At 73.0% G+C, this 24,462-nt stretch carries 16 protein-coding genes and 1 pseudogene; 8 read left to right on the plus strand and 9 right to left on the minus strand.

All coding sequences use genetic code 11. From position 1 onward, the window contains the following. Window positions 1–11 precede the first annotated feature (11 nt). The 7 genes from HHX40_RS11740 to HHX40_RS11775 are packed head-to-tail and all read right to left on the minus strand — an operon-like array spanning window position 12 to window position 13,125. Window positions 12–1,454, minus strand: a complete 1,443-nt coding sequence (locus HHX40_RS11740) for a condensation domain-containing protein (RefSeq protein ID WP_182880589.1) — start codon at window positions 1,452–1,454, stop codon at window positions 12–14. Further along, a complete protein-coding gene (locus HHX40_RS11745; RefSeq protein WP_182875280.1) occupies window positions 1,451–1,633 on the minus strand; it encodes an MbtH family protein in 183 nt (60 codons plus the stop codon). The genes HHX40_RS11740 and HHX40_RS11745 overlap by 4 nt, the downstream gene beginning before the upstream one ends. 1 nt (window position 1,634) lies before the next feature. After that, entirely contained in the window at window positions 1,635–3,506 is a 1,872-nt protein-coding gene (locus tag HHX40_RS11750; RefSeq protein ID WP_182880590.1) for a condensation domain-containing protein, read from the minus strand. Next, window positions 3,503–3,814 (minus strand): phosphopantetheine-binding protein, encoded by a 312-nt coding sequence (locus HHX40_RS11755; protein WP_182880591.1) that lies wholly within the window; start codon window positions 3,812–3,814, stop codon window positions 3,503–3,505. The genes HHX40_RS11750 and HHX40_RS11755 overlap by 4 nt, the downstream gene beginning before the upstream one ends. Then, on the minus strand, window positions 3,808–5,391 hold the full coding sequence (locus tag HHX40_RS11760; protein ID WP_182880592.1) for a condensation domain-containing protein: 1,584 nt from the start codon (window positions 5,389–5,391) through the stop codon (window positions 3,808–3,810). The genes HHX40_RS11755 and HHX40_RS11760 overlap by 7 nt, the downstream gene beginning before the upstream one ends. A gap of 1 nt (window position 5,392) precedes the next feature. Further along, window positions 5,393–7,015 carry a class I adenylate-forming enzyme family protein gene (locus HHX40_RS11765; protein WP_182880593.1) on the minus strand — a complete coding sequence of 541 codons (1,623 nt, stop codon included), beginning with the start codon at window positions 7,013–7,015 and terminating at the stop codon, window positions 5,393–5,395. After that, complete coding sequence (locus HHX40_RS11775) at window positions 7,012–13,125, minus strand: non-ribosomal peptide synthetase (protein ID WP_310738051.1); 6,114 nt, start codon at window positions 13,123–13,125, stop codon at window positions 7,012–7,014. The genes HHX40_RS11765 and HHX40_RS11775 overlap by 4 nt, the downstream gene beginning before the upstream one ends. A gap of 558 nt (window positions 13,126–13,683) precedes the next feature. On the opposite strand from HHX40_RS11775, the gene HHX40_RS11780 reads away from it, so the two are divergent. Genes HHX40_RS11780 through HHX40_RS11790 form a run of 3 tightly spaced genes read left to right on the plus strand, consistent with a single transcriptional unit; the run spans window position 13,684 to window position 17,014 of the window. After that, window positions 13,684–14,589, plus strand: coding sequence for a thiamine pyrophosphate-dependent dehydrogenase E1 component subunit alpha (locus tag HHX40_RS11780; RefSeq protein ID WP_310738052.1), 906 nt, complete (start codon window positions 13,684–13,686; stop codon window positions 14,587–14,589). Beyond that, window positions 14,586–15,563 carry an alpha-ketoacid dehydrogenase subunit beta gene (locus HHX40_RS37640; RefSeq protein WP_111701027.1) on the plus strand — a complete coding sequence of 326 codons (978 nt, stop codon included), beginning with the start codon at window positions 14,586–14,588 and terminating at the stop codon, window positions 15,561–15,563. Before HHX40_RS11780 ends, HHX40_RS37640 begins: the two co-directional genes overlap by 4 nt. Beyond that, entirely contained in the window at window positions 15,560–17,014 is a 1,455-nt protein-coding gene (locus HHX40_RS11790; protein ID WP_182880595.1) for a 2-oxo acid dehydrogenase subunit E2, read from the plus strand. The genes HHX40_RS37640 and HHX40_RS11790 overlap by 4 nt, the downstream gene beginning before the upstream one ends. A gap of 253 nt (window positions 17,015–17,267) precedes the next feature. On the opposite strand, the pseudogene HHX40_RS38185 reads toward HHX40_RS11790, so the two are convergent. Continuing rightward, a pseudogene (locus tag HHX40_RS38185) lies at window positions 17,268–17,387 on the minus strand (helix-turn-helix domain-containing protein); the annotation flags it as partial. A gap of 140 nt (window positions 17,388–17,527) precedes the next feature. On the opposite strand from HHX40_RS38185, the gene HHX40_RS11805 reads away from it, so the two are divergent. The 3 genes from HHX40_RS11805 (at window position 17,528) to HHX40_RS11815 (ending at window position 21,361) form a co-directional block, all read left to right on the plus strand. After that, window positions 17,528–18,850, plus strand: coding sequence for a GH1 family beta-glucosidase (locus tag HHX40_RS11805; RefSeq protein WP_182880596.1), 1,323 nt, complete (start codon window positions 17,528–17,530; stop codon window positions 18,848–18,850). Window positions 18,851–19,457: 607 nt separating this feature from the next. Then, complete coding sequence (locus HHX40_RS11810) at window positions 19,458–20,348, plus strand: aldose 1-epimerase family protein (protein ID WP_182875289.1); 891 nt, start codon at window positions 19,458–19,460, stop codon at window positions 20,346–20,348. Continuing rightward, a complete protein-coding gene (locus HHX40_RS11815) occupies window positions 20,348–21,361 on the plus strand; it encodes a phosphotransferase family protein (RefSeq protein ID WP_182880597.1) in 1,014 nt (337 codons plus the stop codon). The genes HHX40_RS11810 and HHX40_RS11815 overlap by 1 nt, the downstream gene beginning before the upstream one ends. A 91-nt stretch (window positions 21,362–21,452) precedes the next feature. On the opposite strand, the gene HHX40_RS11820 is transcribed toward HHX40_RS11815, so the two are convergent. Further along, the gene (locus tag HHX40_RS11820) at window positions 21,453–21,620 is read right to left on the minus strand and encodes a hypothetical protein (RefSeq protein WP_165900698.1); all 168 of its coding nucleotides are present in this window, start codon (window positions 21,618–21,620) and stop codon (window positions 21,453–21,455) included. A 171-nt stretch (window positions 21,621–21,791) separates the two neighbouring features. Here HHX40_RS11820 and HHX40_RS11825 point away from each other — a divergent pair, with 171 nt between their 5' ends. Beyond that, a complete protein-coding gene (locus HHX40_RS11825; RefSeq protein WP_182880598.1) occupies window positions 21,792–23,042 on the plus strand; it encodes an FAD-dependent oxidoreductase in 1,251 nt (416 codons plus the stop codon). A gap of 11 nt (window positions 23,043–23,053) precedes the next feature. Further along, window positions 23,054–24,388 carry a class II 3-deoxy-7-phosphoheptulonate synthase gene (locus tag HHX40_RS11830; protein ID WP_396700325.1) on the plus strand — a complete coding sequence of 445 codons (1,335 nt, stop codon included), beginning with the start codon at window positions 23,054–23,056 and terminating at the stop codon, window positions 24,386–24,388. The last annotated feature ends 74 nt before the right edge of the window (window positions 24,389–24,462 follow it).

Below are 24,462 nucleotides of genomic sequence, written 5' to 3' on the forward strand. Positions count from 1 at the left end.
TCATGCACCTTTCAATTCGAGAACGCGCCGCTCAGCGCGGACAGACGGGTCTCCGGGTCGGCCCCGGCCCGCCGTACGACCTCGGCGAAACCGCGGACGAGGCGGCGCGCGGTCGCGGGCGTGAACAGGTCGGCGCTGTAGTCGAAGACGCCGCCCAGTCCCTCCGGTCCGCGCCACAGGTCGAGCGAGACCTCGGACTTGGTGTGGCTGGGCGGGATCGTGTGGACCTCGGCGTCGAGGTCGGCGAACCGGGTCCCCAGCAGGTCGTCCTTGGGCAGGTCGCTGTGCAGGTTGAACATGGCCTGGCACAACGGCGGCCTGCCGACGTCGCGGGGGACGCGCAGCGCGGCCAGGATGTGCTCGAACGGCACGTCCGCGTGCCGCATCCCCGCCAGGGTCGCCTCCCGGACGCGGTCGAGCAGCTCGTGGAACGCCGGATCGCCGGACAGGTCGGCCCGCAGCACCAGCGTGTTGCCGAAGTAGCCGATCAGCGGGGCGAGCTCGCTGCGGGTCCGGCGGGACACCGGGACGCCGACGCAGAAGTCGGACTGGCCGGACGCGAGGGCCAGGGTCGCCTGGTAGGCGGCGACCAGGGCCATGAAGGACGTGCAGCGCCGTTTCCTGGCCACCCGCTCCAGCGGGGTGACCTCCTCCGGCGGCAGCAGCAGCTCCTCCCGCGCGCCGCGCCCCGACCACCGGGACGGCCGGGGATGGTCGGCCGGCAGGTCGAGTGAGGGGGCTCCGGCGAGCCGGCCCGCCCACTGCTCCACCCCCGCCGTGTGGTCCCGCCGCCTCTCCTGCACGGCGAAGGCGGAGTACTGCATGGGCAGCTCCGCCAGGACGGGCTCACGTCCCTCGCGCGTCGCCGCGTAACACTCGGCGAGCTCGCGCATGAGCACGTCGAGCGACCAGCCGTCCACCACTATGTGGTGCAGGACGATGCACAGCACCACATCGTCCTCTCCCCGCCGGGCCACGCCGGCCCGCAGGGGAGGCTCGTTCTCCAGGTCGAACGGGCGCTCGGCGAACTCCCGCAACGCCTCTTCGAGACCCGTCCCGTCGGCATCCGCCTCGCCGGAGGTCGCGAGGTCCTCCACCGGCGTCGGCGCGGGCGGCAGCACGACCTGCACGGGGGCGTCCCCGCGCAGCCGGAAGCGGGTCCGCAGCACCTCGTGCCGCTCGGTGACCCGGGTGAACGCCGCGGCCAGCGCGGCCGTGTCGAGCGGCCCGCGCAGCCGTACGGACCAGGGCAGGTTGTAGCTGGTGTCGGCGGGATCGAAGCGGCTGAGGAACCACAGGCGCTCCTGCCCCGGCGACAGCGGCCACTCCTGCCCGCCGGGGTCCGCCGCGCCCCCGAGGGAGCGCAGCAGCGCCGCCCGGCGCTCGGGGGGCAGCCCGGCCAGTTTCTCGATCAGCGCCGCGCGGCGGCCGGCGGTGGTCATCCGCCCGGTCATCTGCCGCGTACGCTCAGCGGGCGCATGTCGGTCCACACCGTCTCGATGTGGTCGAGGCATTCCTGGCGGGTGCCCGTGAAGCCGGTGGACCGCCACCCGGCGGGCGGCTCGCGGTCGCTCCACCACACCGAATACTGCTCCTCGTCGTTGACGACCACGAGCATCGGGGATTCGGTCATGTCACCTTCCCAAAGCAGTCATTGCGGAAGCAGGGACCCGGCCGCCGCCCTCCATGAGGCGGGGGCAGTCCGGCCAGCCGGAGGGGCCAGCCGGCGGCGCCGGGCACAGCACGTAGTGCCGGGGGGCGAGCACGCCGGTGCGACCGGCCGCGGCCCGCATCACCGCGGCGTGGACGGCGTCGGGCGTGTCCAGCCCGGGACGCGCCACGAGATAGCCGGTCAGCCGGGACGGCCCGTCGTCGCCGGGCTCCACCACGACCGCGGCCGGCCCGGGTGCGCAGACCCGGCGCAGCAGCGCCTCGGTCTCCGGCAGATTCACCCAGTCGGGACCGATCCGCGTCCATCCGGCGGGGCGCCGCACCGGCTCCAGGCCGGCGACCTCCGCGACCCGGTCCAGCGGCACGTCCGCCGAGACCGCCCGGACCAGCAGCTCCTCCAGGCCGCCGAGCATCCGCTCGGCGACGCGCCCGGGCAGGAAGGCCGTGTCCACCAGCACGAAGAACTCGCAGGTGGACGGGGCCGGGCCGGTGGCGAAGAAGATCTTCGCCTTGACCTTCGAGTAGGCCCCGACGAAGAACGTCCTGGTGCGGCCCCGCAGCGCGGCGAGCGCCGCGGCGTCCCCAGGGTCGACGTCCGGCAGGCCCGACCAGCGGCCGCCCTGCCGGACGTCGTTGAAGAACGCGTCCAGGTCGATGTCGGCGCCGCGGTTCCACGCCTCCGCGTCCCGGGCTGCGAGCACGAGCGAGGGGTCGTAGTGCCCGTTCCGGTAGGTCGCCATGGTCCTGCGGTGCCCCGGCCCCAGCGCCTCGGCGAAGGTGCCGGCCACCGGATCGACGCGCCCCGGATCGCCGGACGCCGGATCGCCGGCGCCCAGGTCGATGACGCAGAGCCCGTCCTGTGCGGCCGGCCCGGCCATCGCCCCCGTACGGAGGTGGTGCCGGTTCGACACGATGAGCTGCAGCGCGGCCGTGGAGTGCCCGGTGACGGCGGCCAGCAGGGCGGCGCTCGCGACCGTGAGCACGCTGGAGGTCGTCACGCCGTGCCGGGCGGCCAGCGCCTCGGCGGCGACGGCCGCCGCCGGGGAGTCCATCCCGTAACGGACGAAGCGCGGCTCCTCCGGCTCCCGCTCGGGAAAGTCGAACATCGAGCGCGGCGCGGCCGCCAGACCGCTCCGCCAGTGACGCAGCGCCTGGGCGCCGGGCGGCGGGTCCGACCGCTCGAAGGCCGCCTGGTCGAGCGGCTGCCACTCCGGGACGGGCAGGTCCTCCCCGGCGACGAGCCGCGGCCACTCCGCGGCCACCATGTTCAGCGACCAGCCGTCGAGCGCGAGGTGGGACAGCGCGAGTGCCAGCGCGCGCGGCCGGCCCCTCAGGCAGACCACCGCGCACCGGACCGGCAGCTCGGCCGCGTAGTCGAACCCGGTCGAGGCCAGCTCGGCGGCCAGCGCCTTGGCCGCGGTCATCGGCTTCGCCGCCGCCTCGTACACGCCCACGGTGAGCCGGCCCTCCCGCCTCACCCGCTGGACGGTCCCCGCCCCGGCGCCCGCCTCTGTGCCCGCCCCGGCGCTCCCCTGCGTGCCGGTCCCGGGGCGTGCGCCCTCCCGGACGTACGCCGTGCGCAGCGTCTCGTGCCGCTCGACGAGACGGCCGACGGCGCGCAGCACGGCGTCGAGGTCGGCGGCGCCGGTCACCGGCAGGGCCCAGGGCAGGTTGAAGTAGGGATCGCCGTCGTCCAGCCACTGGGTGGACCGCCAGATGCCCTGCTGCCCCCAGGTCAGCGCGGCCTGCCCGCCCCGCGCGCCGCGGAACTCCACGGTGCGGGGCGGCAGCGCGGTGAGGCCGGGCGTCCGCGCCGCAGGCGGGCTGCCGGTCACCTCCGCTGCCCGCCGGGGTGCCCGTCGTCGTGCCCGCCGCGGTCGCCACCGCCGTCACGGTCCCCGGCACCGTCCTCGCCGGTGTGCGCGGCGATGTGCCCGGCCAGGCCGTCGAGCGTGTCGAGATAACCGCCGTCCAGGTCGACGTCGCAGCCGAACTCGGTCTCCACCATGTCGATCAGCCGAAGGTAGGCGAGCGAGTTGAGGCCGAGCGCGGGCAGGCTGCAGTCGGCGGCGAGCACGTCGGCGGCGGCCAGGTCCCCGCCGCTCGCCTTGGACACCAGCTCGGCGAGACGTTCCCTCAGCATGCCTCCTCCCGCAGGAGGGCGACCTCCGCGGCGACCCCCGCGATCGTCGGCTCGTCGAAGAACAGGTCGAAGGACAGCTCCACGTCCATGCGCTCGCGCACCTTCGCGATGATCTCGACGATCGTCAGCGAGTGCCCGCCGAGGTCGAACAGGTCCTCGTCCGGCCCGATGCCGGGCCGTTTGAACACCTCGCTCCAGATCTCCGCGACCTCCGCCAGGTAGGGCGTGGCGTCCGCCTCGCCGGCGCGCGGCACCGCGGCCGGCTCCGCCTCGGTCCGTACGGAGGACGGCCCGGCCGGGACATCGACCGTGACCTCGACCGGGGCCGGCAGCGGCAGGTGGGAGATCTCGGTGTCCGGGGCGGTGGCCACCGCCTCCAGGAGGTCGAGCAGGTGCTCGACCAGGGACTCGCAGCCGGAGCGGCTGAGGACCGCCGGGTTGAACTGCAGCCGGGCCGTGATGCCGTCCGGCGCGTCGACCACCTGCAGGTGCAGCGTGCCGCGCACCGCGTGGTTGAACGACATCCAGTCGACCGACGCCGCCACGCCGGGGAACTCCGGCGCGCTTCCGTCCCGCCCGCGGTAGCTGACCGAGACCGGCGTCAGCGCGGTGCGCGGGCTCACGCCGCCGACCGCGCGGGCGAGCGGCACCTGCCGGAACCGGTAGACGGCCCGCAGCTCGCCGCGCACCGACCGGGCGAAGTCGGCGAACGTCCCGCTCGGGGTCCCGGCCCGCACCGGAAGCTCGTTCACGAAGAGGCCGATGTGGTCCCGCGTCTCCTCGGTCCTGGTGGACAGGTCCACCGACACCGCCGCGTCCTCGTTGCCGTACGCCGCCAGCAGGGTGTGCACGGCGGTGAGCACCAGCTCGAACCGGGTGACGCCCATCTTCTCGGCGGCGACGGCGAGTCCCGCGGGAAGGGCGAAGTCGACGGCCTCTCCCGCGGCGGCCCGGGTGGAGACCCCCGACAGCCCGGGGAGCCGCAGGTCCTGCCGGTCCTGCCAGCGGTCCCGCCAGAAGGCGGCGGCCTCGTCGAGCAGTTCGGCCACCCGGGCGTTCTCCCGCTCGACGGCCTCGCCGTACGTCAGCGGAAGGACCGGCAGCGGCAGCCCGGCGTAGGCGTCGGCCAGGCCGCGCACCAGGAGGTCCTTCGACATGCCGTCGAAGACCGCGTGGTGGGCGACGACGACCAGGAGGTGCCGCTCCGGCGCGAGCCGGAAGAGCCTGAACCGGGCCGTCGGGCCGGTCCCGAGGTCCAGGTCGAGGGACGCCTCGCGGTCGACCAGTTCGCCGGCCTCACGCCCGGAGGCGTCCTCGAACCCGATCGGCGGCGGAACGGCGGCCAGGGCCGGGCGCAGCACTGCGTCCCGCTCCGCCAGGGCCGTGGCCAGCTGGGGATGCGCGCCGACCACGTCGTGGCAGGCGGCCAGCAGCCGGTCCGTGTCGAGAGGGCCGTCGAAGCGGATGGCGAGCGGCATGTGGTACACCTGACCGCCGCAGCCCATCCGCTCCGTCACCCAAATGCCGTGCTGTGCGAGGGACGCCTGCTCCCCCTCGCCCGTGAGCGTCGGTGACATCTCACTCGCCTTCTTTGCTGATCGTGGAGTCGCCCAGCAACGTGAGCAGTTCCTTCTTGATGACCTTTCCTGACTGGTTCCTGGGCAGGTCGTCGACCACGAGGATGCGTTCGGGCAGCTCGTGCCAGGCCAGCCGGTCCATCAGGAAGGCGCGTACCTCGCTCGCCGACAACCCCTGCCCCGCCCCCGGAACCGGCGCTGAGACCGGCCCTGAAACCGTCGCCGCCACCGCTGCGGGGCCCGACCTGGCGACGACCGCGGCGCCCAGCACGGAGCCCAGCACCGGGTGCGGGAGGCCGAACACGGCCGCCTCGGCGATCCCCGGGTGCTCGTACAGCGCCGCCTCCACCTGGAGCGTGGACACCTTGTACGCGCCGGTCTTGACCACGTCGCTCTCGCGGTCGACGAGGTAGAGGTAGCCGTCGGCGTCCACGTATCCGACGTCGCCCATCCGCACCCAGCCGTCGCGGAACGCGCGGGCGCTGGCCTCCTCGTCGCCGTAGTAGGACCTGCTGGCGGCGGGCGACCGCATCCACACCTCGCCGGTCTCCCCGGGCGGGAGCGGGTTGCCCTCCTCGTCGGCGATGCGCAGCGACCCGTCGAACGCGGGCCGTCCCAGCGCGGCCGGCCGGGCCCGGTCGTAGATCATGATGGTCTGGGCGGGGGCCGCCTCGGTGGACGTGTAGTAGTTCGTCACCGTCGCGTTCGGGAAGGCCGCCGCGAGCCGCTCCGCCAGGGCGGGGGGCAGCGCCGCCGCCGCCGAGCCCAGCAGCACCACGCCGGACATGTCGTGCCGCTCGTGCAGCCCGGCGTCGAGGAGTTCGACCGCCATGGAGGGCACCAGGAACACGGTGCCGGGACGGTACGTCTCGATGAGCCGGGCGAACCTGCCGGGGGTGAACCGCGCGGGGGTCAGCACCGTGGGCCGGGCGTCGAGCGCGTTGATCAACATGGTCTGGCCGGCGTTGGTGCCGATCGGGAAGGCGTGCAGCAGGTGCCGTGAGTGGGCGAACCTGCGGTGCCTGGGCTGCGTGACGCACCCGTAGGCGAGGTTGGCGTGGCTGGCGCCGACCCCCTTGGGCCGGCCGGTCGTGCCCGAGGTGTAGAGGATCTGCGCCAGGTCGCCGGGCCGCACCGGCGAAGCGTCCGGGCGGGAGCCGGGCCCGGCGACGGACTCGAGCTCCGCCGGGGTCGCGGTCCACGGCTCCGGCGCCGCCGGGCCCGGAGCCGAGCCGGAGCGGTCCGGCGGCAGGGTGAGGTCCCGGCCGAGCAGCACCGCCGACGCCGAGCAGTGCCCGATCATGTAGCGGATCTCGGCCGGCGCCAGCCGGTCGGACATCGGCACGGCCACCGCGCCCGCTTCGAGCACCCCGCAGAACGCCACGGCGAAGTCGATCCAGTCGCGGCTGCCGAAGTGCACCGCCACCCGGTCGCCCGGGGCCACGCCCCTCTCCGCCAGCCCGGCGGCGAGCGCCGCCGACCTGCGCTCCCACTCCGCGAAGGTGAGCGTCCCCTGCCCCTCCACGATCATCGCGACGCCGTCCGGCTCCTGCTGGGCGCGCAGCCGCAGCAACTCCGGCACGGTGAGCGTGGGCGTCCTCCGCGTCCTCGTCGTGCGCGTCATACCTGCTCCTTCTCGGCTGCCCGGCCGGACGTGAGGGTCGGCACGGGGGCCGGCTCACGGGCCGGCTCATTCGGGGCGGCCGCGTCGAGCAGCGCCCGTCCCGGCGCGGGCCGGACGTCCACCGCACCGTCTGCCGGGCCGCCTGCCGGGCCGTCTCCCGCACCGTCCTTCCGGCCGGCGCCGGCCGCCCGGACCGACGCGATCCGCCGGGTCAGGGCCTGGTAGCCGACGACGTCGTCCGGCAGGGCGTCAGGCACCTCGTCGTCGAACCGGCGCAGCACCCCGATCCGCATGCCGACCAGTGCCACGGCGGCGATCGCCAGGGCGAAGCAGGCGTACATGAAGCCGATCCCGCGGCCGGGCCCGGTGCCGAGCACCGCGCCCACCGTCCCGGCGAGCGGTCCGCCGGGAGCGAGCAGCGGCTCGAAGACCTGCGCGCCGTACGGCGCGACCAGGCCGAACCCGATGGGCAGGGTGGACCAGGCGACCAGCGTGTTCAGCGCGATGACCCGGCCGTGGAACCGCTGCGGCACCTTGACCTGGATGATCGTGGCGTAGACGCCGTTCAGCAGGGTGAGGCACAGCGACATGCCGAACGCCCCGGCGGCGATCGGGAACAGGTCCGCGCGCAGCCCGGTCAGCAGGCAGAACACCGACAGGGCGAGCGTGGACAGCAGCACGCCGTGCAGCCTGCGGCGGCGCGGCCCGCCCCACGCGGCCATGGCCAGGCCGCCGAGGAAGGCGCCGAGCCCGCCCGCGAACGACACCCGGCCGACCTCCGCCAGCGACGCGAACGACAGCACCAGCGGCGAGATCATCAGGAACAGCGGGGACAGGAAGATGTTCAGCACCGCGAAGTAGAACAGCATCGCGCGGAAGCCCCGGTTGCCCCAGGAGTGGCGGATGCCGCCCATCATCTCCGCGAGCACGCTCTCCCGCCGCTTCCACGCCATCGTCGCCGGGAAGCGGACCAGCAGGATGGTGAGCGTGGCGACGGCGTAGCTCGCCACGTCGATGACGAGGATGCCCTCCAGCCCGATCGCCGCCATCAGCCCGACGGCGATCAGCGGCACGATGAGCTGCGCGGTGCCGGCGGCCATCTGGACGACGCCGTTGGCGTGCCCGAGGAACCGTTTCGGCACGAGCTGCGGGATCGCCGAGCCGTACGCGAGCCGCTGGAAGGTCAGCGCGATGGACAGGCAGACCAGCAGCGGGTAGATGTGCCAGATCTGCAGGTTGCCGGTCCACAGCAGCACCCCCAGCGCGAGCTGGGTGCCGCCGGCGGCCAGGTCACCGGCGAGCATGACCCTGCGCCGGTCGAACCGGTCGACGATGGCGCCGGCCAGAGGTGCGACGAGCATGCCGGGCAGCAGGCCGAGCACGGAGAACAACGCGAACCTGGCCAGCGACCCCGTCGTGAGATAGATCCACAGCGGGATGGCGAACTCGGTCAGCGCCGAGCCGGTGATCGAGACGAGCTGGCCCGCCGCGACGACGAGGAAGCGGCGCATGCTGGGAGGCGGGCCGACCCGTGGAGACGAGTCCGCCGAACCGGCCTGCCCGTCGCGCCCCGCCTGCCCGTCCCGCCCGGCCATGCCGTCCCGCGCGGTGCCGGCCGAGCCGCCCTGACCGGCGGCCTCCGGACTCGTGGCTCCCGGACCCTCGTGGCCGGGGCCTTGCGCGCTGTTCCTCGCGGTGACCGTCGGGCCGTCATGGCCGACGCCCCGCGCACCGTTCCGTGTGGCGCCTGCCGGGCCGTCCTGGATAACGTCGTCCACGCCGCTCCGACCGGTTGCGGCGGCCTGGGCCTCGGCTTCGGGTCGTCGTGAGACGCCCTGGAGCCACCAGGTGCGGCTCTCGTCCCGTTCCATCCCCTCGGTGCGCCCGGAGGCGAGGGCGGTGTGCGTGCCGGTGACGATGTCGGCCAGCTCGGTGTTCCGGTATCGCAGGAAGAAGTGCCCGGCCTCGTCGAGCACGACGCACGCCGTCTCGTCCGACAGGCAGTGCCACTCCTTGTAGCGTTCCTGGTAGAACTCGGCCGCCGGGTCGCGTTCGCCGACCACGGCGATCACCGGCGCGCGCAGCGCCGGGCCGCCGCCCTCCTCGAAGATCCGGGTGAAGTACCGCTCGGCGGCGCGGGTGCCCTCCCGGCGGTTGCGCACGATCAGCTTGATCTGCTCCCGGCCGAGGTCCTCGACGTCGAGCCCGGCCGCGGTGAGCATGTTCACCCGCTGCTGGTCGCTGGTGAGGTGATCGAAGAACGTCCCGATCCAGCTCATGCCGCGACCCGGCCGGGCGAAGGGGAACACGCCGCCGAGGTACAGCGCGTCCACTGTGTGGCCGTCCGCCTCCAGTTTCCGAGTGATCTCGGCGGACAGCATGACGCCGAGGCCGCAGTGGCCGTACAGAACGAGCGAACCGCCGTTACGCTCCATGATCTCGGCGATCTCGGCCACGCAGCCGAGGACGACCTCGTCGAACGGCCGGGGCTCCTCGCCCAGTTCGTGGCCGGGCACGGCGACCGAGTAGAGCGCCCAGTCGGCGGGCAGCGCGTCGGCGAGCGGCTGGTAGACGACCGCGCTGCCCCCGCCGTACGGCACGCAGACCAGGGTGGTGGTCGCGGTGCGGGCGGGGGTGAGCCGGTGCAGCAGGGAGCGCGGCACGTCCCCCTCGGCCGTGAGCAGCCGGGCCAGCTCGCGGACGGTGCGGTGCTTGAACACGTCGAGCACGGTGACCGGCCGGTCCGGGTACGCCCTGCGCAGCCGGGCGATGACCCGCATCGCGAGCAGCGAGTGGCCGCCCAGCGCGAAGAAGTCGTCGTGCGCCCCCACCCGCTCGACGTCGAGCACCTCCGCCCAGACGCCCGCCACGTCCTCCTCGGGGCCGGGCTCCGGGGCGACGTACTCGGCCGCCGGGACGTCGGCCTCCGGCTCGGGCAGGCGCGAGCGGTCCACCTTGCCGTGCGACTTGAGCGGCAGCTCGTCCAGCCAGGCGTACCTGGAGGGGATCATGTACGCGGGCAGCCGGTCGGCCAGCCAGGCGCGCACGGCCGCGGCACTGGGCCGTTCGCCGGGCCGCTCCCCGGGCCCGCCGTCCGGTGTGCTCCCTGGCGTGGTCCCGGCGGCCGGCCCGGCCGTGCCTTGGGCCGCGCTTGCGGTCGCGTTTCCGGCGGCGGGGACGAGGTAGGCGACGAGCTGTTCCCCACGCGGTTCGACGACGGCCTGGGCGACGTCCGGGTGGTCGGTCAGCACCGACTCGATCTCGCCGAGCTCGACGCGGTAGCCGCGGATCTTCACCTGCAGGTCGCGGCGGCCCAGGAACTCGAGGTCGCCGGAGTCGGACCATCGGCCGAGGTCCCCGGTGCGGTACATGCGCGCGCCGGGCGGGCCGTACGGGTCGGGGACGAACCGGTCGGCGGTGAGACCCGGACGGTTCAGGTAGCCGCGGGCCAGCCGGTCGCCGCCGAGATAGACCTCGCCCGGCACCCCTGCGGGGACCGGCCGCAGCCGCTCGTCCAGCACGTACGCCCGCGCCCCCGGCAGCGGCGAGCCGATCGGCAGGCTCACGCTCGCCTCGGCCGGGCCGTCGGGAGCCGGGAGCCGGGCGACGTCGTAGGTGGTCACGCCGACGGTGGCCTCGGTGGGCCCGTAGTGGTTGACGACCCGGCAACGGCTCGTGGCCTCCAGCTCGGCCGCCCAGCCGCGCGGGGCCGCCTCACCGCCCAGCAGCAGCAGCTTCCTGGGCAGCAGGTCGGCCGGTCCGGCGCCGACGGCCTGACCGGACGCGGGGAGGGCGGCCTCGCTCACCGACGCGAGCAGAGTGGCGAGGTGCGACGGTGTGATCTTGAGGTAGTCGATCCCGGTCCGGCGGAAGATCTCCGCCAGCTCCGGGCCGGCGGTGCGCGAGGGCACCAGATGAAGGGTGCCACCGGTCATCAGGCACAGGTAGAAGACCGTGACGCCGAAGTCGAAGGCGAGCGACTGGAGCAGGGCGAAGGACGAACCGGGTTCCACCTCCAGCCTCTCGCGCACTCCGGCGAGGTAGACCAGCACCTCGTGGTGCTGCACGGCGACGCCCTTGGGCCGCCCGGTGGTGCCGGAGGTGTAGATCACGTACGCGAGGTCGCCCGGCGTCCCGGTCTCCCCGTCGGCGGCGGGCGGCTCCAGCGCCCGGTCGTCGTCGAGGTACACGGGGGTGACGTCGTCCGGTAGACGGTCCAGCAGGTCGGCGCTGGTGACGACGAGGGCGGCCCCGGCGTCGGCCAGCACGTAGCCGAGCCGGCTCTTCGGGTGCTCCGGATCGAGCGGCAGATAGGCGGCTCCGGACTTCAGCACGCCGAGCACCGCGACCGCGAGCCCGGTGGACTGCTCCAGGCAGATCGCCACGCGGTCGTCACGCCGCGCGCCGAGCGCGCGCAGCCGCCGGGCGAGCCGGTCGGCCGCCGCGTCCAGCTCGGCGTACGTGAGAGCGTCGTCGCCGCACACGACGGCGGTCGCGGTCGGAGTGCGGGCCGCCTGCGCCGCGATCACCTCGTGCAGGCTCACGGCGTTCCAGTCGTGCGGACGCGCGGTATCCCACTCGTGCGGACGCGCGGCGGCCGGCTCGTGCGCATGCTCGGCGGCCGGCGGCTCAGCGAGCCGCGCCGGGGTCGCGCCGGATGCGTCGGCGGCGGGCCCGTCCACCGGCACGCCGGCGAAGCCGAGCACGCGGCGCCGCTCCGCCTCCGGGAGCAGCTCCAGGTCCGACACCCGCGTGTCCGGGGCGGCGACGATCGACCGCAGCAGGTTCTCGAAGCACTCCGCGAGGCGTGCGACGGTGGCCGGGCGGAACAGCTCGGTGCGGTAGGTGAGGTTGCCGTGCAGGCCGTCGCCCAGATCCATCAGGTACAGCCCGAGGTCGAACCGGCTCGCGGTCACCTCGAACGGATACGCCGACAGGGTCAGGCCCTGCCCGCGCAGCGGGGCCGACCGGTAGTTCTGCAGCGCGAACATCACCTGGAACACCGGTGACCTGCTCACGTCGCGCTCGACCCCGAGCTCGCCGACGAGCCGGTCGAAGGGCAGCTCCTGGTGGGCGTAGGCGTCCAGCGCCGTCTCGCGCACCCGGCCGAGCAGCTCGGTGAAGGCCGGGTCGCCGGACAGGTCGGCCCGCATCGGCAGCGAGTTGATGAAGAGGCCGACCACCCGCTCCAGCTCCGGCAGTTCGCGTCCGGACACCGGGGATCCCACCGCGAAGTCGTCCTGACCGGAGTACCGCGCGAGCAGCACTTCGAACGCGGCGAGCAGCGTCATGTACAGCGTCGCGCCGTTGGCCCGGCCCAGCTCGGTCAGCGCGTCCGCGAGCGCGCGGTCGAGCACGAAGCGGTGGGCGGCGCCCGCGGCGCCCTGCTCCGGCGGGCGCGGCAGGTCGGTCGGCAGCTCCAGCGGCGGCAGCCCGGCGAGCCGCTCCCGCCAGTAGCGGATGTCGTCGTCGTGGGTCCGCCCGCGTTCCCACACCGCGTAGTCGCCGTACTGCACCGGCGGGGCGGCGAGATCGGCCTCGGTCCCGGTCCGGTACGCCTCGTGCAGGGCGAGCAGTTCCTCCATCACGATGTCGCAGGACCAGCCGTCGGTCACGGCGTGGTGCATCGTCAGGACCAGCACGTGCTCCCGGGCGCCGAGCCGGACCAGGAGCACCCGCAGCAGCGGGCCGTTCGCGAGGTCGAACGGCCGGTCCAGCTCCTCCTGCACGATCTCGTGCACGGCGGCGGCGTCATCGGACACCCGGAACCCGACCGGCGGATCGTCGTCCAGCACGATCTCCGGGGTGCCGTCGTCGGTGGTGACGAACCGGGTGCGGAGGCTCTCGTGGCGCCGGGCGACCTCGGCGAGCGCGCGCTCCAGGGCCGTCTCGTCGATCTCGCCGCCCTCCAGCCGTACGGCGAAGGCGACGGTGTAGGCGGTGGTGCCCGGCGCGTACTGCTCCAGGAACCACAGGCGCTCCTGGGCGTGCGAGAGCGGCGGGTGGGTGCCGGCCGGGCGCGGCGGCACGGTGACCCTCGCGGCTTTCCCGGCCTTGAGCCGCTGCGCCAGCAGGGCCTGCTTGGCAGGTGAGAGACCGGTTCGGGTCACGGCGCCGGCACCTCGGGTGAATCCTGCGTTATGAACATGGCATTCCTCTGTGCGCTTCGCGCACCGGCACGCCGGCGGGCCGGTGCGGATATGCGGGCGGCCGACGACACGACGGTGACCGAATCACCGCCGGCGGGCCTCCCGCCTGATGCCGGCGCGCGCGGCGCGAATTTCGCCGCTCTTCGCGCCGGTAACCCCCCTCAAACAAGACGCATAAGTGGGAACGCTCCCACGGCAACGGAGGCTAGGGATGGGACCTTTCGTTCGTCAAGAGTCATGGAAGTTTCTGTCCGTTATTAGACCCAGGACGGGGAATGTGAGGATATTGCCGCAGATCACGGACAATATGGGCTACAACCAGCCAAATCGCCCTATCACCGAGGATTGACAGCACCCCTTACCCCACCTACGCTCCGTGGGAGCGCTCCCAGAATGGGTGCTCCTGTCCCTAGGCCGGGAACCCGGTGACCGAGCGCGCCCCTCCGTCAGTGACGCACCAGGAGCGGACCACCTTTGACCGTCACCGCCGCCGCACCCCCTCGGAGCCCACGGCCCGCCGTGAGCGACCAGGATCTCCGCTCGCTGCTTCTCATCCGGCACTTCGAGCGAGCCCTGCTCCGCCTGTTCGAGCGGGGTGTGCTGAGCGGCACCACCCATACCTGCCTCGGGCAGGAGTACGTCCCGGTCGCCCTTTCGGCCCTGCTCCGGGACGACGACTTCGTGTTCAGCAACCACCGCGGGCACGGCCACTTCCTCGCCCGCCATCCCGACCCGGACGGCCTGCTCGCCGAGATCATGGGCCGGGAGGGCGCTCTGTGCGGAGGCGTCGGCGGCAGCCAGCACATCTACCACCAGCGCTTCCTGTCCACCGGCGTACAGGGCGAGAGCCTGCCGGTGGCGACCGGGGTGGCCCTGAAACTGGCCGGCACGGGCGCGCTGGCCTGCGCGTACATCGGGGACGGCACCTGGGGTGAGGGCGCCGTCTACGAGGCGCTCAACATGGCGTCCCTGTGGCGGGTGCCGCTGCTGGTCGTGGTGGAGCACAACGGCATCGCCCAGTCGACCCCGACGTCCGTCCAGATGGCCGGCACGATCGCCGCCCGGGCGGCGGCCTTCGGCGTCCGCCACCACCACATCACCTCCACCGACGTCGATGAGATCAGGGCGGGCCTCGCCCCGCTGGTGGACGCCGTACGGGCCGAGCCGTCCCCGCTGGTCGTGGAGTTCGCCACGCACCGTCTCGGACCGCACAGCAAGGGCGACGACACCCGCTCGCCGGAGGAGATCCGCCGGGTCCGGGAGTCCGACTGGTACGACCGGTACGCCGAGGCCGATCCCGAGCGGTTCGCCCGGATCGACGGGGAGCAGCGAGACCTCGTCGAACGGGTGGTCGCCGAGGTCTCCGCCCGGCCCGCCGCCGCCTCGGCCGCCCTCGCCGCTCCGTCGCCGGAGGGCCGGTCGTGACCAGAGTCTCCGAGCACCTCAACCAGGCGCTGCACGATCTCATGGAGTCCGACCCCTCGGTCCACCTGCTCGGCGAGGACGTCAGCGACCCGTACGGCGGCGCGTTCAAGGTGACCCGTGGGCTGTCCAGCCGGTTCGGTTCCCGGGTGCGGTCCACTCCGCTGAGCGAGGGCGCCATCGCGGGGGTCGGCGCCGGGCTGGCCCTGGCCGGCGACAAGGCCATCGTCGAGATCATGTTCTCCGACTTCGTCGCCCTGGCGTTCGACCAGATCACGAACTTCGCCGCCAAGTCCACCTCGATGTACGGCAGGCCCGTGCCGGTGCCGCTCGTGGTCCGCTGCCCCACGGGTGGCAACCGCGGCTACGGTCCCACCCACAGCCAGAACCCGCAGAAGCACTTCATCGGGGTGCCGGGGCTGTCCCTGTTCGAGATGACGCCGTTCCACGACGCCGGCGACCTGCTCACCCGGATGTTCGAGCTGGCCCGGCCCTGCCTGTTCTTCGAGGACAAGGTCCTCTACACCCGGCAGATGCACGACACCGGCGACCTGTTCCGGTTCGAGGTGACCGACGACGTGGCGCGGGTGTACGTCGACGGCGCGGGCCCGCCCGACTGCACGCTGGTCACCCACGGCGGGCTCGTCCACCGGACGCTCGACGCCATGCGGGCGCTGCTGCTGGAGGACGAACTGGTCTGCGAACTGCTCGTGCCGGCCCAGCTCTACCCGGTGCCCCACCTGCCCGGGCTGGAGGACGCGCCGCACGTCTGCGTGGTGGACGACGGCACCGAGGGCGGCACCTGGGCGGCCGAGGTGGCCACGGCGCTCTACCCGCGCCTGTGGGGCCGCCTGCGCCGCCCGATCACCCTGGTCAACTCGGCGGACAGCGTGATTCCCGCCGCCCCCCATCTCGAACGCGAGGTGCTCGTGCAGGCCGGCCACATCCGGGCCGCGGTTCGGGAGGCCCTGTCGTGACCGGCTTCCCCGTGCCCAAGCTCAACAACAACGACACGACGTACGTCCTGGTCGAGTGGCTGGCCGAGGACGGCCAGGCGGTGCGCGACGGCGATCCGGTCGTGCTGCTGGAGACCTCGAAGGCCACCGAGGAGGTCGTCGCCCCGCGGGACGGCGTCCTGCGGCGGCTGCTCGCCGAGGGCGCCGAGTGCGAGCCGGGGCAGGTGATCGCCCAGCTGCTCGGGCCGGGTGACGAGGCCGCCCCGGAAGACCCGGCAGGCACCGTGAGGAGTACGGGAAGCGCGCAGAGCGCGGGCGGCGACCCGCGCGGGCCGGGGCTCCCGGCGGCTCCCGGCGACTCCGTTCCGGGCGGTCCCAGTGTTCCTGTCGGTCCCGGCGGCTCGGGCGACGGCTCCGGCGTCGTCGTCACCATGCCCGCCCGTGAGCTGATCGAGGCGCACGGCGTCGCCATGGAGCGGGTGTACGCCCTGGGCCGCAAGGTGATCAGGCGGGCCGACGTCGAGGAACTGCTCGGCGGCCCGGCGCGCCCCTCCCCCACCGGGAGCACCGCCGGGGCCGGGAGCACCGCCGGGGCCGGGAGCACCGCCGGGGCCGGGAGCACCGCCACGAGCGGAGACGCGTCCGCGAGCGACCGGCCGAGCACGCCGGGGCACGTGGACGGCCTCTCGGCCACGGCCGGCTCGACCCCGAACGGTGCGGGCCGGGCCGGTCCCGCCCTGGCCGAGGCGGGGCCCGACGACGCTGGCCGGGACGACGACGCGGAGTGGATCACGCTGTCCCGGGCGCAGCAGCGGACGGCCGAGGTCGTCGAGCGGTCCCGGCGCGAGATCCCCGCGGCCTTCACCGTGATGAGCGTCGACGTGACCGAGGTGCTGTCACTCGCCCGCGACCTCACCCGGCGGCTGCGCGCCCTGGTCGGCCTGCCCGAGATGGTGGTGAAGGCGACGGGTGGGCTGCTCGACCGCTTCCCGGTGTTCTTCGCCCAGCCCGGCCCCGGCCCTCGCCCGCGCCTGCGGCGGGCCACCGCCGCCAACGTGGGCGTGACCGTCGACGTGGGCCGTGGGCTGTTCATCCCGGTCGTCCGTGACGTGGCCGACCGGCCGCTCGCCGAGATCGCCCGCGACCTGGTCGGTTTCCGCAAGACGGCCCTCACCGGGTCCTTCCGGGAAAGCGACCTCGAGGGAGGCAATATCACGCTCACCCTGCACACCAGCGACGGCATCGTGCACGCCGTCCCGATCGTCTTCCCCGGCCAGACGTGCGCGCTTTCGCTGACCGCGCCCCGCCCGGAAGTCGTCCCCGACGGCTCGGGCTTCGCCGTACGGAAGACCGCCGCGATCGGCCTCGCGTACGACCACCGTTTCGTCAACGGCCGCGACGCCGCGGAGTTCCTCGGCGAACTCCGGTCGGCGCTCGAATCCCCCGCGCGTTTCCTCACCGAGAATGGTTGACCTCATCCCCTCCCTGAAGGGAGGGCATTCCGACCGTCACCGGGCGGGCTTCCTGCTTCATCGCCGGTCGCCCCGTCCGAGAGGGCTCTCGTCGAGGTCTTACCCCAGCTCCACAGGCGTTTCACCGCCCGTTCCACTGTGCTTTGTACTCCAGCATCGACCGCAGCTCCCGCCAGCTCGCATCGGAAATGGCGCGGGCCAGCGAGTGATTGGGGACCCTGACGCCCTGGTCGGTCAGATCGGGAATCGGACGGGCCCTGTTGTAGACGAAGCGCACGCACCCGAACGTCCGGGCAAGCTCGGACGCCTGCTCGGGAGTCGGGTAGAAGCGGTACCGGTAAGCCCGCCTCACGATCTGCGCCACGCCGCACATCATGCCACCCGCCCGGCCAAGGTTCGCACGATTGTTCGTACGGCGTTCCGCCTGGCAGACAACCGCCTGCCCATGCCCCGCTCCGCAAGGGGTCCGATTCCGCTCCCGCCCGAAGGCGGGGGTATCCACCGGAGGTTCTCATGAACTCACCCGCACGGTTTCCGACCGACTTCGTCTGGGGTGCGTCGACCGCGGCGTACCAGGTCGAAGGCGCGACCACGGAGGACGGCCGCGGGCCCTCGGTGTGGGACACGTTCTGCGCGGTTCCCGGAAACGTGCTCGACGGCGACAACGGTGACCAGGCCGCCGACCACTACCATCGCTACAACGACGACCTGGACCTGATTGCCGATCTCGGTCTGGGCAGCTACCGCTTCTCGATCGCATGGCCGCGGATCCAGCCGACCGGCTCGGGCAAGGCCAACCAGAAGGGCCTCGACTTCTACCGCAGGCTCGTCGACGGGCTCGTCGAACGCGGCATCCGGCCGATGGCCACGCTCTTCCACTGGGACCTGCCGCAGGCGCTGCAGGACCGAGGGGGCTGGGAGAACAGGGACACCGCCGAGCGCTTCGCCGAGTACGCCGAGATCTGCTTCGACGCCCTGGAGATCAGGGACTGGCTGACGATCAACGAGCCCAAGACGGTCGTCGACTGCGGCTACCGGGAAGGTCAGCACGCGCCCGGCTTCAAGGACGACGCGCGCGCGTTCGTCGCCTGCCACCACCTGCTGCTCGCCCACGGCCTCGCCTCGCGGGTGCTGCACGAGCGGCACGCGGGACGCCGGATCGGGCCGGCGCTCAACCTCCACCCGACGTACCCGGCCGACGACACTCCCGAGGCGCTTGAGGCGGCCCGCCACCAGGACGGCCTGGAGAACCGGCTCTACCTCGACCCCATCTTCAAGGGCTCCTACCCCGAGGACACGCTGCGCTGGATCTCCGAGCGCGGCCCGATGGCCGATTACATCCTGGACGGCGACCTCGCCGTCATCAGCGAGCCCATCGACATCCTCGGCGTGCAGTACTACACGCCGATCTTCGTGGACGCCAAGGGCGAGCGGGTCTTCCTGCACGAGCGGACCCAGGCCGAATGGCTGGAAATCTACCCCGAGGGCTTCCACGACATCCTGGTGCGGGTGCAGCGCGACTACCCCGGCGTACCGATGATCATCACGGAGAACGGCCTGCCCACGGAGGACGCGCCCGGCCCCGACGGCCGCGTCCGCGACGAGCGGCGCATCACGTTCCTGCGCGACCACCTGGCCGCCATGCACCGCGCCATGGAGGACGGCGCGCAGGTCGAGGGCTACCACGTGTGGTCGCTGCTCGACAACTTCGAGTGGGCGCAGGGCTACAGCCAGCGATTCGGCATCGTCTACGTGGACTACTCGACGCAGAAGCGCACCCCCAAGGACAGCGCGCTCTGGTACCGCGACGTCGTGAAGAGCGGCGAACTGCGCTGACGCGAGGGCGCCGCGCTCCGCGCGGAAGCGGCGCCACCCGTGCCCCGTGGACCCACCCCCGCAGCCCGCCTCGCAGGGTCGTGCCACCCGCCTCGCAGGGCTGTGCCATCCGCCCGGCCGGTTCCGCCCCGGCCGGCCGGCCCTCGCCGGATCCGGCTCGGCTCTGGCGGGCCCTGACTCCGGGCCGCCCGTCCACTGCCGGGCCTACGGGCTCGGCTTGCCCTGCCATCGCTCCGGGCCGCCCGGCCCGGAGAGCACGGCGCGCACGCCCGCGTGTCCCGCGCCCGCCCGCCGGCCCTCGTCCGGCGAGGGGCGGCGACACGTGCCGTGAGCGGCTGAAACTTTCAGCGTGGTCGGGTGGGCGGTTTCCCATGCACGTGCAGCGGGACGCCGTTGAACGGCAAATTCAAAGCCGTTATACCGATCTACACCACAATCCCGGAATAAGTTGACGCGTTCGTCGGAAAGACTTAGCTTTACCTCCGGTGGGAGCGCTCCCACTCATCTCCCACCCCGCTTGGATCAAGGGCGATGAGCTGGGATAAAGTCCCTGCACACCGGCAGATGACCCGTTTCTTGACCTCGCGTCAGCGAAAGGACTCCCCCCGTGCCTGATTACACGATCACCGGCGGCGGCTACCAGGCCACGATCAGCGAGCGGGGCGGCGCGCTCCGGGTGCTGCGTCACGGAGACCGCGACCTGGTGACGAGCTGGCCGGAGGGCGGGCCGGTCCCCTACTACAGCGGCACGATGCTCGCTCCCTGGCCGAACCGGGTGGTCGGGGCCGAGTACGCCTTCGACGGACGGCGTCACCACCTGCCGGTGAACGAGCCCGACCGCGGTCACGCCCTGCACGGCCTGGTCTCCGACCGCGACTGGGAGTGCGCGGAACTGCTCGTGGTGGAGGACCACCACGGCCACGTCCGGCTGACGTACATCGTGGAGCCCGTCGAAGGCTATCCCCACAGGATCGCCCTGGAGGTGCGGCACGCGCTCTCCGAGGAGGGCCTGTCCACCACCCTCACCGCGCAGAACGTCGGCGAGAACGCCGCGCCGTACGGCTGCGGGCCGCACCCCTGGCTGCTCGCCGGGCCGGACGTGACCACGTACGAGCTGGAGCTTCCGGCCGGCCGGGTGCTGCTCACCGACGAACTGCTCGCCCCCACCGACCTGGTCGACGTGGCGGGCACGCCGTACGACTTCAGGGCCCCGCGCGTCATCGGGGAGACCGCCGTCGACCACGCCTTCACCGGCGTGGCGGACGGCCGGGTGCGCGTGCGCGGCCCGGAGGGCGGGGTGGACCTGACCTGGGACCCGGCGGTCATGCCGTGGGTGCAGATCTGCACCGGTACGGGGCTCGGCCACCAGGGGCTGGCCGTGGAGCCCATGACCTGCCCGCCCGACGCGTTCAACTCGGGCACCGATCTGATCGTCCTGCAGCCGGGGGACAAGCACGAGGCCACGTGGACCATCGCGGCCGTCAACGAGGAAGGCTGATGGACAGCAGGACCAAGAGACGACTGTCCCCCGCGCAGCTCGGCGAGATCGCCCGTGACGCGCTGGGCTGCGGGCTGACCTCTTCGGAAGAGCTCACCGACGGCTTCGCCAACGCCGTGTGGCGGCTCGGGCTGGACGACGGGCGCCAGGTGGTGCTCAAGGTGGGGCCGCCGCCGGACCTCCGGATGCTGACCTACGAACGGCACCTGCTGCGCACCGAGGCGATGGTCTACCACCTGGCCAAGCCCGCGGGGCTGCCGATGCCCGACCTGCTGCGCGCCTCGTTCGACGACCCGGCGCTCGGCGGCGACTACCTCGTCCTGTCCGCCCTCGACGGCACCTCGTGGAGCGACACCCCTCTCGGCCCGGCGGAGGAGAACGCGGTCCGGTTCGAGCTGGGCCGCCATCTCGCCCGGCTGCACGCGATCCCGGGCACCGGCGTCTTCGGCTACCCGTACGCGGGGCTGACCGGCCGGACGTGGCGGGACGCGTTCCTCGTCATGATGGGCGCGGTGCTGGACGACGCCGTCCACTACAATACCCGGCTCCCCGCGACGATCGTGGAGATCGCCGGGCTCGTCCACAGGAACACGCACGTCCTCGACGAGGTGGTCGCCCCGGCGCTGGTCCACTTCGACGTGTGGCCCGGCAACGTGTTCCTCGACGGCGACCGGCGCATCCAGGCGGTCATCGACTTCGAGAGGGCCTTCTGGGGCGATCCCCTGGCCGACTTCGTCACTCCCACCCTGTTCGGCGAGTTACGCGAGGACGACCCGCTGCTCGTCGGCTACCGGGCGGAGGGCGGTGAAGCGGACCTCGGCGACGGAGCCCGTATCCGGCTCGCCCTCTACCGGGTCTACCTCTACCTGATCATGCTCGTGGAGGACGGCCCCCGGCAGTACCCGGAGGAGTCCTACGGCCGCATCCGCGACCTGTCCACCCGATCACTCGCGAGCTGCCTCGACACCCTGAGGGCCGGCCTGCGACAGCACGGGCCACACGCCCGCGTCTGAACCGGGCTCCCGCCCGGCCCGTCACACCGTCCGACGGGCACGCCACACCCCCGTGACCACCCAGGGTCACGGGGGTGTGGTCCGTTCCGGGTCAGGCGTCCAGCACGAGGGACTGCGAGCCGCAGCCGGTGCCGGTGTGCGGTTCGGCGTCGCCGGTCGCCGCGACGGCCGCGGGGGCGCCGACGGTCACCGAGGCCACGAAGGCCAGGACCATCGCTCCGGCCGCGACACGCGGCGCGCGGGGGACACGAGCAATCACGACGACTCCTCACAGCCGACTCTACTGATCACAAAATAGCGCGCCGTGGTCCGCTCCGGTAGGCCCGCTTCCCCTCGCACCTCCCCCGCTCCCGGCGGGTCACCATCTGGTGGCCTGCCGGGTATGGAGTCACCGAGCCGCTCGTGCGACAATCTCAACGGGTGATGAATTATGGACACGACATGTGTGATCGCGGGCGGCGGGCCCGCGGGGGCCGTGCTCGGGCTGCTGCTGGCCCGTGCGGGCGTCGACGTCACGCTCCTGGAGAAACACGCGGACTTCCTGCGCGACTTCCGCGGCGACACGATCCATCCCTCGACCCTTCAGGTGCTGCACGAGATCGGGCTGGCCGAGGCGTTCCACCGGCTGCCGCACTTCGAGGCGCACACCATGTCCCTGGAGACCGACGAGGGCCGGGTGCGCATCGCCGATCTGAGCAGGCTGCCCGGCAGGTACAAGTACATCGCCTTCGTCCCGCAGTGGGACTTCCTCGACCTCGTGACCGGCGAGGCGCGCCGTTACCCCAACTTCCGCCTGCTGATGAACGCCACGGTCACCGACCTCGTACGGGACGACGGCGCCGTCCGGGGGGTGCGCTACCGCGACGAACACGGCGCGGAGCACGAGATCCGGGCCGCGCTGACGGTGGCGGCGGACGGCCGGAACTCCGTCCTGCGGCAGGCGGCCGGTCTCGCGCCCCGGCGGTTCGGGGCTCCGATGGACGTCGTCTGGTTCCGGCTGCCGCGCGAGGCCGGCGATCCGGGGCAGCCGTTCCTGCGGGCGTCGGCCGGCGAGCTCATGGTCGCCATCGTGAGGGAGACGCACTGGCAGCTCGCGTACGTCATCCCCAAGGGCGGCTTCGAGGCGCTGCGGGCGCAGGGGGTCGCGGAACTGCGCGACCGGGTGCGGCGGCTGCTGCCCTTCCTCGGCGGCCGGGTGGACGAACTGCGCTCCATCGACGAGGCCGGCGTGCTGCGCGTCGAGGTGAACCGGGTCTCCCGCTGGCACCTGCCCGGGCTGCTGCTGATCGGCGACGCGGCCCACGCGATGTCGCCGATCTTCGGCGTCGGGATCAACCTCGCGGTGCAGGACGCCGTCGCGACGGCCAACATCGTCGGACCGGCCCTGCTGCACGGCCGGGCGCCGTCGGCGCTGCTGGCCAAGGTGCAGCGCCGCCGCCGGATACCCACGGTCGTCGTCCAGACCGCGCAGCGGGTGGTGCAGGACCGGTTCATCCGGCCCGCCCTCGCCTCCCGTTCCGTACGGACGATTCCCGATCTCACCCGCGTGCCGGTGGTCCGCTCGCTGCTGCCCAGATTCATCGGCCTCGGCGTGCTTCCCGAGCACGTCCGTCTTCCGCCACGAGTGAAAGGATCTCAGCAGATGGACAAGGAGGGGGCCACAGGGGACGCGGTGCAATAACCTTGGTGTCCGTGAGCGCATCGAACCTCGACACCTGGCGTGACCTGTCCGCGGCCCAGCAGCCCGACTGGCCCGACCGCGGTGAGCTCGACAAGGTCGTCGCGGAGCTGGCCGGCCTGCCTCCGCTGGTCTTCGCGGGCGAGTGCGACCAGCTCAAGGACAGCATGGCCGCGGTCGCCCGCGGCGAGGCGTTCGTCCTGCAGGGCGGCGACTGCGCCGAGACCTTCGCGGGCGCCACGGCCGAGAACGTGCGCAACAAGCTCAAGACGCTGTTGCAGATGGCGATCGTGCTGACCTACGCCGGCCGCGTCCCGGTCGTCAAGATCGGCCGGCTGGCGGGCCAGTTCGCCAAGCCGCGCTCCAAGCCCACCGAGGTGCGCGACGGCGTCGAGCTGCCCGCCTACCGGGGTGACATGGTCAACGGGTTCGACTTCACCCCCGAGGCCCGCCGCCCCGACCCGAACCGGCTGCTGCGCGCCTACCACTCCTCGGCCGTCACGCTGAACCTCGCGCGGGCCTTCACCAAGGGCGGGTACGCCGACCTCCGCCAGGTGCACGCGTGGAACCAGGACTTCGTCGCCGAGTCCCCGGCCGGGCGGCGCTACGAGCAGCTCGCGCGGGAGATCGACCAGGCGCTCGCGTTCATGCGGGCCTGCGGGGCCGACCCCGAGGAGTTCCACACCGTCGAGTTCTACTCCTCCCACGAGTCCCTGATCCTCGACTACGACCGGGCGCTCACCCGGATCGACTCGCGTACGGGCCTGCCGTACGACGTGTCGGCGCACATGGTGTGGATCGGTGAGCGCACCCGGCAGCTCGACGGGGCGCACGTGGAGTTCTTCAGCCGCATCCGCAACCCGATCGGCGTGAAGCTCGGCCCGACGACCACGCCGGAAGAGGCCATCGCGCTCATCGACAAGCTCAACCCGGACAACGAGCCGGGGCGGCTCACCTTCATCACGCGGATGGGCGCAGGGAAGGTGCGCGACGCGCTGCCGACGCTCGTCGAGAAGGTCAACGCGAGCGGCGCGACCGTGGCCTGGGTGTGCGACCCCATGCACGGCAACACGTTCGAGGCGCCGAGCGGCCACAAGACCCGCCGGCTCGACGACGTTCTCGACGAGGTCGCGGGCTTCTTCGAGGTCCACCACGCCCTCGGCACGCACCCCGGCGGCATCCACATCGAGTTCACCGGCGACGACGTGACCGAGTGCGTCGGCGGCGGGCACGCGATCGTGGAGGAGGACCTGGCGCTGCGGTACGAGACGGCCTGCGACCCCCGCCTCAACCGCGGTCAGTCGCTCGACCTCGCCTTCCGCGTCGCGGAGCTCTACCGCTCCAGCTGAAGTCGGGAGCTGACGTCCGGCTGAGACCGGCACCGTCGCCCCGGCCGGTCCGCGTCCGGGGTGACGGGAGGGCC

The organism is Microbispora sp. H10949, from assembly GCF_014161435.1.
In the GTDB taxonomy this organism is placed as follows: Bacteria; Actinomycetota; Actinomycetes; order Streptosporangiales; family Streptosporangiaceae; genus Microbispora; species Microbispora triticiradicis.

Coding starts and splice junctions, on each gene's coding strand:
- HHX40_RS11760 (WP_182880592.1), bottom strand. CDS start 5,391: ATGTCACCGACGCTCACGGGCGAGGGGGAGCAGGCGTCCCTCGCACAG.
- HHX40_RS11825 (WP_182880598.1), top strand. CDS start 21,792: ATGGACACGACATGTGTGATCGCGGGCGGCGGGCCCGCGGGGGCCGTG.
- HHX40_RS11805 (WP_182880596.1), top strand. CDS start 17,528: ATGAACTCACCCGCACGGTTTCCGACCGACTTCGTCTGGGGTGCGTCG.
- HHX40_RS11740 (WP_182880589.1), bottom strand. CDS start 1,454: ATGACCGGGCGGATGACCACCGCCGGCCGCCGCGCGGCGCTGATCGAG.
- HHX40_RS11815 (WP_182880597.1), top strand. CDS start 20,348: ATGGACAGCAGGACCAAGAGACGACTGTCCCCCGCGCAGCTCGGCGAG.
- HHX40_RS11745 (WP_182875280.1), bottom strand. CDS start 1,633: ATGACCGAATCCCCGATGCTCGTGGTCGTCAACGACGAGGAGCAGTAT.
- HHX40_RS11755 (WP_182880591.1), bottom strand. CDS start 3,814: ATGCTGAGGGAACGTCTCGCCGAGCTGGTGTCCAAGGCGAGCGGCGGG.
- HHX40_RS11765 (WP_182880593.1), bottom strand. CDS start 7,015: ATGACGCGCACGACGAGGACGCGGAGGACGCCCACGCTCACCGTGCCG.